This window comes from Pseudomonas sp. NPDC089741 (assembly GCF_044748825.1).
Taxonomy (GTDB): domain Bacteria; phylum Pseudomonadota; class Gammaproteobacteria; order Pseudomonadales; family Pseudomonadaceae; genus Aquipseudomonas; species Aquipseudomonas helmanticensis.
Genome location: NZ_JBIVGT010000053.1, coordinates 1 through 10,878, shown reverse-complemented (window position 1 = coordinate 10,878; position 10,878 = coordinate 1). Strand labels below are relative to the sequence as shown.

Annotated in this window: 8 protein-coding genes and 2 pseudogenes; all 10 read left to right on the top strand. The window is 59.5% G+C overall.

Features of this window, described 5'->3' with window-relative positions:
- Positions 1-134: pseudogene (locus ACIPZE_RS28010) on the top strand (hypothetical protein); the annotation flags it as partial.
- A 3-nt stretch (positions 135-137) separates the two neighbouring features.
- On the top strand, positions 138-1,193 hold the full coding sequence (gene lpxD / locus ACIPZE_RS28005) for a UDP-3-O-(3-hydroxymyristoyl)glucosamine N-acyltransferase (RefSeq protein WP_400776633.1): 1,056 nt from the start codon (positions 138-140) through the stop codon (positions 1,191-1,193).
- A gap of 106 nt (positions 1,194-1,299) precedes the next feature.
- The gene (fabZ, locus tag ACIPZE_RS28000) at positions 1,300-1,740 is read left to right on the top strand and encodes a 3-hydroxyacyl-ACP dehydratase FabZ (protein WP_003222142.1); all 441 of its coding nucleotides are present in this window, start codon (positions 1,300-1,302) and stop codon (positions 1,738-1,740) included.
- Positions 1,737-2,513, top strand: a complete 777-nt coding sequence (gene lpxA, locus ACIPZE_RS27995; protein WP_400776631.1) for an acyl-ACP--UDP-N-acetylglucosamine O-acyltransferase — start codon at positions 1,737-1,739, stop codon at positions 2,511-2,513. Before fabZ ends, lpxA begins: the two co-directional genes overlap by 4 nt.
- Positions 2,514-2,515: 2 nt before the next feature.
- Positions 2,516-3,643 carry a lipid-A-disaccharide synthase gene (gene lpxB / locus ACIPZE_RS27990; protein WP_129389814.1) on the top strand — a complete coding sequence of 376 codons (1,128 nt, stop codon included), beginning with the start codon at positions 2,516-2,518 and terminating at the stop codon, positions 3,641-3,643.
- 14 nt (positions 3,644-3,657) lie between these two features.
- The gene (gene rnhB / locus ACIPZE_RS27985; protein ID WP_283438653.1) at positions 3,658-4,284 is read left to right on the top strand and encodes a ribonuclease HII; all 627 of its coding nucleotides are present in this window, start codon (positions 3,658-3,660) and stop codon (positions 4,282-4,284) included.
- 76 nt (positions 4,285-4,360) lie between these two features.
- Positions 4,361-7,882 carry a DNA polymerase III subunit alpha gene (dnaE, locus tag ACIPZE_RS27980; RefSeq protein WP_283437517.1) on the top strand — a complete coding sequence of 1,174 codons (3,522 nt, stop codon included), beginning with the start codon at positions 4,361-4,363 and terminating at the stop codon, positions 7,880-7,882.
- A gap of 139 nt (positions 7,883-8,021) precedes the next feature.
- On the top strand, positions 8,022-8,969 hold the full coding sequence (locus tag ACIPZE_RS27975; RefSeq protein ID WP_283437516.1) for an acetyl-CoA carboxylase carboxyltransferase subunit alpha: 948 nt from the start codon (positions 8,022-8,024) through the stop codon (positions 8,967-8,969).
- 124 nt (positions 8,970-9,093) lie between these two features.
- Positions 9,094-10,422 carry a tRNA lysidine(34) synthetase TilS gene (tilS, locus tag ACIPZE_RS27970; RefSeq protein ID WP_400776628.1) on the top strand — a complete coding sequence of 443 codons (1,329 nt, stop codon included), beginning with the start codon at positions 9,094-9,096 and terminating at the stop codon, positions 10,420-10,422.
- Between the two features lie 274 nt (positions 10,423-10,696).
- A pseudogene (gene pyrG / locus ACIPZE_RS27965) lies at positions 10,697-10,878 on the top strand (CTP synthetase); the annotation flags it as partial.

Below are 10,878 nucleotides of genomic sequence, written 5' to 3'. Positions count from 1 at the left end.
TGGAGAGCGCAGTGGAAGACGTCATCTAGATAGTTGGTTTTGACCTGGTGTTCGAGCGTGGCGCAGTGATTGATGTCAAACCTCAGTACGACATCACGCGCCAGGTTATCGAGCGCATGAATCAGCTGAAGTAACCCATGACCGTGACTATCAAACTCGGCCAATTGGCCGAGTTCCTCGGCGCCACCCTGCGTGGCGACCCGGAGAAGCAAATTACTGGGCTAGCCACTTTGCAAGAGGCTGGCCCAGCTCAGTTGAGCTTTCTGGCAAACCCTCAATATCGCAAATACCTGGCGGGCTCGCAGGCAGCTGCATTGCTGCTCAAAGAGGCCGATGCCGAAGGTTTTGCCGGTAATGCATTGGTGGTGCCTGATCCTTACCTGGCTTACGCGCGTATCTCCCACCTGTTCGATCCAAAGCCAAAAGCAGCGGCGGGTATCCACTCGTCTGCGGTGATTGCGCCTGATGCCGTGGTTGATCCAACCGCCAGTATCGGCCCATTCGTGGTGATCGAGGCCGGAGCGCGGATTGCGGCAAACGTGACATTGGGGGCGCAATGCTTCATCGGCGCGCGCAGTGAAATCGGCGAAGGCGGCTGGCTCGCGCCGCGCGTTACGCTGTATCACGACGTGCGCATCGGCAAGCGTGTGGTTATCCAGTCCGGTGCAGTGCTCGGCGGCGAAGGTTTCGGTTTCGCCAACGAAAAAGGCATTTGGCAGAAAATCGCCCAGATCGGTGGCGTGACCATCGGCGACGATGTCGAGATTGGCGTGAATACCGCGATCGACCGCGGTGCGCTCGCCGATACCGTGATCGGCAATGGCGTGAAGCTCGACAATCAGATCCAGATTGCGCACAACGTCCAGGTCGGTGATCACACCGCCATGGCCGCGTGTGTCGGCATTTCCGGCAGCACCAAAATCGGCAAGCATTGCATGCTCGCCGGTGGTGTAGGGCTGGTTGGCCACATTGATATTTGCGACAACGTTTTCCTCACCGGGATGACCATGGTGACGCACTCGATTACCGAGCCAGGCGCCTACTCTTCCGGTACAGCCATGCAACCAGCGGCCGAATGGCGCAAAAGCGCGGCCCGTATTCGTCAGCTCGATGACATCGCGCGACGTTTGAAACAGCTGGAAAAGCGCGTAGGGGAAGTGACCCCTGACGGCAATGCTTCATCAGATGGCTGATACCATTTCCATATCAAGTGTGCACAGCCTCTAGACTGCCTCCTTGATTTGCTAGAGGAGTGCGCGTCAGTCGCGCTCCCAATCTTTACATAGGCTTCCCCCCGAAATGATGGACATCAACGAGATTCGCGAATACCTGCCTCACCGTTACCCGTTCCTGCTGGTGGACCGGGTGGTGGAACTGGACACTGAAGGCAAGCGCATTCGCGCCTACAAGAATGTCAGCATCAATGAACCGTTCTTCAATGGTCACTTCCCGGCGCATCCAATCATGCCGGGCGTACTGATCATCGAAGCGATGGCTCAGGCTGCCGGGATCCTCGGTTTCAAAATGCTTGATGTGAAGCCTGCCGACGGCACGCTTTACTACTTCGTCGGTTCCGACAAATTGCGCTTCCGCCAGCCTGTGTTGCCGGGCGACCAGTTGATCCTGGAAGCCAAGTTCATCAGCTGCAAGCGTCAGATCTGGAAGTTCGAATGCCAGGCTTCGGTCGACGGCAAGCCGGTCTGCTCGGCTGAAATCATCTGTGCGGAACGCAAGCTATGAGTTTGATTGACCCTCGCGCAATCATCGATCCGTCGGCCATACTGGCTGACGGCGTCGAGGTCGGCCCGTGGTCGATCATCGGCGCAGGTGTGGAAATCGGCGAGGGGACCGTGATCGGGCCGCATGTAATCCTCAAAGGCCCGACGCGTATCGGCAAGCACAATCGCATCTACCAGTTTTCCTCGGTAGGCGAAGACACGCCCGATCTGAAATACAAAGGTGAAGAAACCCGTCTGGTCATCGGTGATCACAATGTCATCCGCGAAGGCGTGACGATTCACCGTGGCACCGTGCAGGACCGCTCGGAAACCACCCTGGGTGATCACAACCTGATCATGGCCTATGCCCACATCGGCCACGACAGCGTCATCGGCAACAACTGCATTCTGGTCAACAACACGGCGTTGGCTGGCCATGTGCACGTTGATGACTGGGCGATCCTCTCCGGTTTTACCCTGGTTCACCAGTATTGCCACATCGGCGCGCACAGCTTTTCCGGGATGGGCACCGCCATCGGCAAGGACGTTCCGGCGTTCGTTACCGTGTTTGGCAACCCGGCAGAAGCGCGCAGCATGAACTTCGAAGGCATGCGTCGTCGCGGTTTCAGCGAAGACGCCATCCATACCCTGCGTCGCGCCTACAAAACCGTCTACCGTCAGGGTCTGACGGTCGAGCAGGCACTCGCAGAGCTGGTTGAGCCGGCGGCACAGTTCCCCGAAGTCGCGATATTCCGTGACTCGATCCAGTCGTCGACTCGCGGCATCACTCGCTGATCATGGCCAATCTGCGTATTGCGCTGGTGGCGGGTGAGGCTTCCGGTGACATTCTCGGCGCCGGTCTCATGCGCGCCCTCAAGGCGCAGCATCCGGCGGTCGAGTTCATCGGCGTCGGCGGTCCGTTGATGCAGGCTGAAGGCCTGACTTCTTACTTTCCCATGGAGCGCTTGTCGGTCATGGGCCTGGTGGAAGTTCTTGGTCGCCTGCGTGAGTTGCTCAAGCGCCGCAAAGACCTGATCGCCATGCTGATCGCCGAGAAACCGGATGTGTTCATCGGTATCGACGCACCGGATTTCAATCTCAACATCGAACTGAAGCTGCGTCAGGCCGGGATCAAGACCGTGCATTACGTCAGCCCGTCGGTGTGGGCGTGGCGCCAGAAGCGGGTGCTGAAGATCCGCGAAGGCTGCGATCTGATGCTGACGCTGCTGCCGTTCGAAGCGAAATTCTACGAAGAGAAAGGCGTGCCAGTCCGGTTCGTTGGCCACACGCTGGCCGATACCATTCCACTGGAAGCCGATCGCGCTGCGGCGCGCTCTGAGTTGGGCCTGCCCGACGGGCCGCTGGTAGCGTTGATGCCCGGCAGCCGTGGCGGCGAAGTGTCTCGGTTGGGTGGGCTGTTCCTCGACACCGCCGAACGTCTGCGCGCCATGCGCCCAGGTGTGCGCTTTGTCATTCCGTGCGCCAACCCGGAACGTCGCGTGCAACTGGAAGAGCTGCTCGCCGGCCGCGATCTGCCGGTGACCCTGCTCGACGGCAAGTCGCATCTGGCCCTGGCCGCGTGCAATGCGGTGTTGATCGCCTCCGGCACCGCCACCCTCGAAGCATTGCTGTACAAGCGGCCAATGGTGGTGGCTTACCGCCTGGCGCCGCTGACATTCTGGATTCTCAAGCGCATGGTCAAGAGCCCGTATGTGTCGCTGCCGAACCTGCTCGCTCAGCGTTTGCTGGTGCCAGAATTGTTGCAGGATGATGCGACAGTCGAAGCACTGGCGCAGACCCTGTCGCCGCTGATCGAAGGTGGCGAAGAGCAGACTCGCGGTTTCGACGAGATCCACCGCACGCTGCGCCGGGATGCCTCCAATCAGGCGGCGGACGCCGTCCTTAACCTGATCGGTCAAAAATAATGAGCAAGACAAGCATGCAGATGGGCCTGGACTTTACTCTGGTCGCCGAAGTCGAGGAGTTGGTCGCCGGTGTCGATGAAGTCGGTCGTGGCCCGTTGTGCGGTGCCGTGGTGACAGCAGCGGTGATCCTCGACCCGAACCGGCCGATTCTTGGTCTCAACGACTCGAAAAAACTCACCGAAGCCAAGCGCGAAAAGCTCTACGACGAAATCATCGAAAAATCCCTGAGCTGGTGCATTGCCCGCGCCGAAGTCGAAGAAATCGACGAGCTGAATATTTTGCACGCGACCATGCTCGCCATGCAGCGCGCGGTAGCTGGCCTGCACATCCAGCCGAAACTGGCGATGATCGACGGTAACCGCTGCCCGCAACTGCCGATGCGCGCCGAAGCCGTGATTCAGGGTGACGGCAAGGTGCCGGCCATCGCCGCCGCGTCGATTCTGGCCAAGGTCAGCCGTGACCGAGAAATGGCCGCATTCGAATTGATCTACCCGGGTTACGGTATCGGTGGCCATAAAGGCTACCCGACGCCCGTTCATCTGGAAGCGTTGGTGCGGCTTGGCCCGACGCCGATTCACCGGCGCTCGTTCGCCCCGGTACGTCAGGCTTATGAAGCGCTGGAAGGCCTCACGCAGGTTTAGTCGCAAGGCTGATGTTTTGTTCGAGGCCCGGTACAATCCGGGCCTTGTTGTCTCTATGTAACTGGACAGGATCACTATGCCGGCTTCATTCGTTCATCTACGCCTGCACACTGAATACTCGCTGGTCGACGGGCTGGTACGGATCAAGCCGCTGGTCAAGGCGCTGACCGCCATGAACATGCCGGCGGTCGCGGTCACCGACCAGAACAACATGTGTTCCCTGGTCAAATTCTATAAAAACACCATGGGCGCCGGGATCAAGCCGATCTGCGGCGCCGACCTGTGGCTATCGAACAAAGACCCGGACGCGCCGCTGAGCCGTCTCAGCCTGTTGGTGATGAACGCCAAGGGCTATCGCAACCTCACCGAGTTGATCTCGCGCGGCTTCATCGAAGGCCAGCGCAACGGCATGATCATCATCGAGCGCCAGTGGGTTGCCGAAGCCAATGAAGGCCTGATCATGCTGTCCGCCGCCAAAGAAGGCGAGATCGGCATGGCGCTGATCGGCGGCAACCCGGCTGAAGCCGAAACCTTGGCGCGCGAGTGGATGACGGTGTTCCCGGATCGTTTCTATCTGGAAATCCAGCGCACCAACCGCCCCAACGATGAAGAGCAACTGCACGGTGCCGTGGCCCTTGCCGACAAGCTCGGCGCGCCGCTGGTGGCGAGCAACGATGTGCGGTTCATCAAGCAGGAAGACTTCGCCGCCCACGAAACCCGCGTGTGCATCGGTGAGGGCCGCGCCCTCGACGATCCGCGCCGGTCGAAGAATTACAGCGATCAGCAATACCTGAAAAGCGCCGAGGAAATGATCGAGCTGTTCAGCGATATTCCCGACGCGATTGAAAACACCGTCGAAATCGCCAAACGCTGCAACATCGAAGTGAAACTGGGCACGCACTTCCTGCCCAACTTCCCGATTCCCGATGGCATGACCATCGACGAGTATTTCCGCAAAGTCTCCTTCGACGGCCTCGAAGAACGCTTGGCGGTGCTGCTGCCCAAGGACACCACCGAAGACTACGAAGCCAAGCGTCAGGTCTACGTCGATCGCTTGAATTTCGAGCTGGATATCATCATCCAGATGGGCTTCCCCGGTTACTTCCTGATCGTTATGGACTTTATCCAGTGGGCCAAGAGCAACGGGGTACCGGTAGGCCCGGGCCGTGGTTCGGGTGCGGGATCGCTGGTGGCCTACGTGCAGAAGATCACCGACCTCGACCCGCTGGAATACGACCTGCTGTTCGAACGTTTCCTTAACCCGGAACGGGTATCGATGCCCGACTTCGACGTCGACTTCTGCATGGACGGTCGTGACCGCGTGATCGACTACGTGGCCGAGAAATACGGGCGCAACGCGGTAAGCCAGATCATCACTTTCGGTTCCATGGCCGCTAAGGCTGTGGTGCGCGACGTGGCGCGGGTGCAGGGCAAGTCCTACGGCCTGGCGGATCGTCTGTCGAAGATGATTCCGTTCGAAGTCGGCATGACCCTGGAAAAAGCCTACGAGCAGGAAGAAATCCTCCGTGACTTCATCAAGGTCGATGAAGAAGCCGCAGAAATCTGGGAGATGGCGCGCAAGCTCGAAGGCGTCGTGCGTAACGTTGGTAAACACGCCGGTGGTGTGGTGATCGCCCCGACCAAACTGACCGACTTCTCGCCGATCTATTGCGACGAGGCCGGTGACGGTCTGGTAACCCAGTTCGACAAGGACGATGTTGAAGCGGCCGGTCTGGTGAAGTTCGACTTCCTCGGTCTGCGGACGCTGACGGTGATCGACTGGGCACTGAAGACCATCAACCGCGACCGCGCCAAGGTCGACGAGCCGCCGCTGGATATCGCGTTCATCCCGCTCGACGACAAACCGACGTACACGCTGCTGCAAAAAGCGGAAACCACGGCGGTGTTCCAGCTTGAATCCCGGGGCATGAAAGAGCTGATCAAAAAGCTCAAGCCCGACTGTCTGGAAGACTTGATCGCACTGGTCGCCCTGTTCCGTCCGGGCCCGCTGCAATCGGGCATGGTTGACGACTTTATCAACCGTAAGCACGGTCGCGCCGAGCTGGCGTACCCGCACTCCGACTACCAGTACGAAGGCCTCAAGCCAGTATTGGCGCCGACCTACGGCATCATTCTGTATCAGGAACAGGTGATGCAGATTGCCCAGGTCATGGCCGGCTACACCCTCGGCGGTGCGGACATGCTGCGCCGGGCGATGGGTAAGAAAAAGCCCGAAGAGATGGCCAAGCAGCGCGGCGGTTTCATTGAAGGTTGCAAGACCAACAATATCGAAGCCGACCTCGCCGGTAACATTTTCGACCTGGTGGAAAAATTCGCCGGTTACGGTTTCAACAAGTCTCACTCTGCCGCTTACGGCTTGGTCTCTTACCAGACCGCCTGGCTGAAAACCCACTACCCGGCGCCGTTCATGGCCGCGGTACTGTCGGCGGACATGCACAACACCGACAAGGTCGTGACCTTGATCGAAGAAATTCGCACCATGAAGCTGCGTCTCGACGCGCCGGATGTGAATACTTCGGAATTCAAGTTCACGGTGAACGACGAAGGCCGCATCATTTATGGTCTCGGCGCGATCAAGGGTGTGGGCGAAGGGCCAGTCGAGGCGATCACTGAGGCGCGCGAGAACGGGCCGTTCAAGGATCTGTTCGATTTCTGCGCCCGGGTCGACCTCAAACGCATCAACAAGCGCACTCTGGACGGTTTGATCCGCAGCGGTGCGCTGGATCGTCTCGGCCCGTACTTCCATGAAGAGCAAAAGGCTTATCAGGCCAACATCGACCGCAATCGCGCGGTGTTGCTGGCGGCAATGGAAGAGGCGATCAAATCCGCCGAACAGACCGCGCGCACTCACGACAGCGGCCACGCCGACCTGTTTGGCGGGCTGTTCGTCGAGGAAGATGCCGACGTTTACGCTGTGCATCGCAAGGCCAAGGAGTTGACCCTCAAAGAACGCCTCAAGGGTGAGAAAGATACCCTGGGCCTGTACCTGACCGGTCACCCGATCGACGAATACGAAGGCGAGATCCGCCGTTTCGCCCGTCAGCGCATCATTGACCTGAAACCGGCCCGCGATACCCAGACCATCGCGGGGATGATCATTGCCCTGCGGGTGATGAAGAACAAGAAGGGCGACAAGATGGGCTTCATCACCCTCGACGACCGCTCGGGGCGCATCGAGGCGTCGCTGTTTGCCGATGCGTTCCATTCGGCGCAATCGCTGTTGCAGACCGATGCGATGGTGGTGGTCGAAGGCGAAGTCAGCAACGACGACTTCTCCGGCGGCCTGCGCCTGCGGGTCAAGCGTGTGATGAGTATGGAAGATGCGCGTACCAACCTTGCCGAGAGCCTGCGCCTGAAGCTGCAAACCCAGGACCTGAAAGGCGATCAGCTACGCTGGTTGGGGGATTTGCTCAAGCGTCACCGCGGCGCGTGCCCGGTGACCATGGAGTACACCAGCCCGGATGCGAAGACCTTGCTGCAGTTTGGCGAGACCTGGCGAATCGATCCGGCAGATGCGTTGATTCAAGCACTGCGTGACCAGTTCGGGCGAGACAACGTCTTCCTCCAATACCGTTGACCGGCGAGTGCCATCATGGCGCTCGCCCGCGACCTGAATTTTTAATCTCGACCTCAGCGCGCCTCTCCCTTAAGGTAGGGCGCGAATAGACAACCGGCCGGCCCAAGCTCATTTGGGACACGACCCAAGACGGACGCCTATGAACCCGAATTTTCTAGATTTCGAACAGCCGATCGCCGACCTGCAAGCCAAGATCGAAGAGTTGCGCTTGGTCGGTAATGACAATTCGCTGAATATCGGCGATGAGATCTCCCGCCTGCAGGACAAGAGCAAAACGCTGACCGAAGACATCTTCGGCAAGCTGACCAGCTGGCAGATCGCACGCCTGGCGCGTCACCCGAAACGCCCGTACACGCTGGACTACATCCAGCACATCTTCACCGAGTTCGACGAACTGCACGGTGACCGTCACTTCTCCGACGACGCTGCCATCGTCGGCGGTATCGCTCGTCTGGAAGACCAGCCGGTGATGATCATCGGTCATCAGAAGGGCCGTGAAGTGCGTGAGAAGGTGCGCCGCAACTTCGGCATGCCGCGTCCGGAAGGCTACCGCAAGGCTTGCCGTCTGATGGAAATGGCCGAGCGTTTCAAAATGCCGATCCTGACCTTCATCGACACCCCGGGGGCTTACCCAGGTATCGACGCTGAAGAGCGCAACCAGAGCGAAGCGATTGCCTGGAACCTGCGTGTGATGTCGCGCCTGAAGACCCCGATCATCGCCACCGTTATCGGTGAAGGTGGTTCCGGTGGTGCACTGGCGATCGGTGTCTGCGATCAACTGAACATGCTGCAATACTCGACCTACGCGGTGATCTCGCCGGAAGGTTGCGCCTCGATTCTGTGGAAAACCGCCGAAAAAGCGCCGGATGCCGCTGAAGCGATGGGCATCACCGCCGAGCGTCTGAAAGGCCTGGGCATTGTCGACAAGGTGATTGGCGAGCCTCTGGGCGGCGCCCACCGTGACCCGGCCACTGCGGCTGCATCGATCCGTGCCGAGCTGAGCTCGCAACTGGCGATGCTGAAGAAGTTCGATAACGAAGCGCTGTTGAAGCGCCGTTATGATCGACTGATGAGCTACGGCCTCTAAGTCGAACGCAATACCCCTGTAGGATCTGCCGCAGGCTGCGATCTTTTGATCTTAAAAGACAAAGTCAAAAGATCGCAGCCTGCGGCAGCTCTTACAGGGATTTTTTGAGAAGTGATCAATTTTCATGAGTCCTTCGAAGAGTGATTTGCCTTCACGGCTGTTACTGAGCCTGGAACCTTGGCGCAATGCCGCTCATTGGCGTATCGCCTTCTCCGGTGGCCTCGACTCCACTGTCCTGCTGCATCTGCTTGCCTCTCTGGCGAAATCCGAATCCCTCCCTCCGCTAAGCGCTGTCCATGTCCATCACGGCCTTCAGGCTGTGGCTGATGCGTGGCCGCAACATTGTCAGTCCGTTTGCGCTGCGTTGGGTGTGCCGCTGCTGATCGAGCGCGTGACGGTGCAACCGGGCGCGAGTCTGGAGCGGGCGGCGCGGGATGCGCGATACGCGGTGTTCGGTTCGCTGACACAAACCAATGACGCGTTACTCACCGGCCAGCATCGCGATGATCAGGCAGAAACGCTGTTGTTCCGGCTCCTGCGCGGCGCCGGGGTGCGTGGGTTGTCAGGGATGCCGCAGCAACGGCCGGTGGGGCAGGGCGCGCTGATTCGGCCGTTGCTGGATGTCTCTCGCGCCGAGCTGGAGGACTATGCGCGGGTTCATCAATTGACCTGGATCGAAGATCCGTCAAATCAGGATCGGCAGTTCTCGCGCAATTACCTGCGCCATCAGGTCATGCCGCTGCTGACCGAGCGCTGGCCGCAAGCGCAGGCGAGCATGGCTCGCAGCGCCGCGCATCTGCGTGAGGCGCAGGGATTGCTTGATGAACTGGCGCAGATGGATCTGGCGCACGCCAACTCCGCGCATGATTTCCAATGGCTGGGATTGCCATCGCTGGAACTGGCGCCACTGACTGCGCTGTCTGCCGCGCGTCAACGAAATGCGCTCAGCCACTGGCTCGAACCCTTCACGCGACTGCCAGATAGTGACCATTGGTCGGGTTGGACGGATCTCTGCGATGCCGCCGCCGATGCCGCGCCGATCTGGCGTCTGGCCGATGGCGAGCTGCACCGCAGCGCCGGTCGTGTGTGGTGGCTCAGCGGTGACTGGCTGCGCACGCCAGTGATCGGTTGCGGGTGGCAGACGCCGGCGTCGGCGCTACGCTTGGCCGATAACGGCCGTGTCATGTTCAGCGGGCAGGCGCCTTGCGGGCCGTTGCGCATTGCCTATCGGCAAGGTGGCGAAGTCATGCATCTGGCGAATCGCGGGCATCGCGACCTCAAGCGCCTGCTCAATGAGCGCGCGGTGCCGGGGTTCGTCCGTGGCAGATTGCCGCTGCTGTTTCGCGCTGACGAATTGCTCGCGGTGGCGAACCTGCCGGGGCTTGATGGCAATGGGCAGGACGGCTGGCAATTGCATTGGCAGCCAACAGACGAAGATCAAGGTTTGAGCTGAAAGGAGCATTCCGGTAGACTACGCTCCCTTCTTGATACAACTTCTGTGGATTCGCCTGAATTGCAGGAGTTGCCGATTACCAAGCAGTCTTTGCTGGGCGATTCCAAAAAATGTGTAGCGAGCAACCTACCGGTGTTTCATCTGCCGGTCTGTCCCAACGCGGCGGTTTTTTTGAAAGGTGCACTGTGATTAATGCAGGGGATCGGGGGCTTCGGCCTTCCTTCGCTTTCCCCGGCGGCTCGTACCGCTTTAACGCAGACTTCTAGGGTTTTTCATGACGCGCTACATATTCGTCACGGGCGGTGTTGTTTCTTCATTGGGGAAAGGCATTGCCTCGGCTTCATTGGCGGCTATCCTGGAGGCGCGGGGGCTTAAGGTCACCATGCTTAAGCTGGATCCGTACATCAACGTTGACCCGGGCACCATGAGCCCGTTCCAGCACGGTGAAGTGTTCGT

Bases quoted from the DNA above. Each gene is read 5' to 3' on its own strand.
- lpxD (WP_400776633.1), top strand. From the start codon at position 138: ATGACCGTGACTATCAAACTCGGCCAATTGGCCGAGTTCCTCGGCGCC.
- dnaE (WP_283437517.1), top strand. From the start codon at position 4,361: ATGCCGGCTTCATTCGTTCATCTACGCCTGCACACTGAATACTCGCTG.
- tilS (WP_400776628.1), top strand. From the start codon at position 9,094: ATGAGTCCTTCGAAGAGTGATTTGCCTTCACGGCTGTTACTGAGCCTG.
- fabZ (WP_003222142.1), top strand. From the start codon at position 1,300: ATGATGGACATCAACGAGATTCGCGAATACCTGCCTCACCGTTACCCG.
- lpxB (WP_129389814.1), top strand. From the start codon at position 2,516: ATGGCCAATCTGCGTATTGCGCTGGTGGCGGGTGAGGCTTCCGGTGAC.
- ACIPZE_RS27975 (WP_283437516.1), top strand. From the start codon at position 8,022: ATGAACCCGAATTTTCTAGATTTCGAACAGCCGATCGCCGACCTGCAA.
- lpxA (WP_400776631.1), top strand. From the start codon at position 1,737: ATGAGTTTGATTGACCCTCGCGCAATCATCGATCCGTCGGCCATACTG.
- rnhB (WP_283438653.1), top strand. From the start codon at position 3,658: ATGCAGATGGGCCTGGACTTTACTCTGGTCGCCGAAGTCGAGGAGTTG.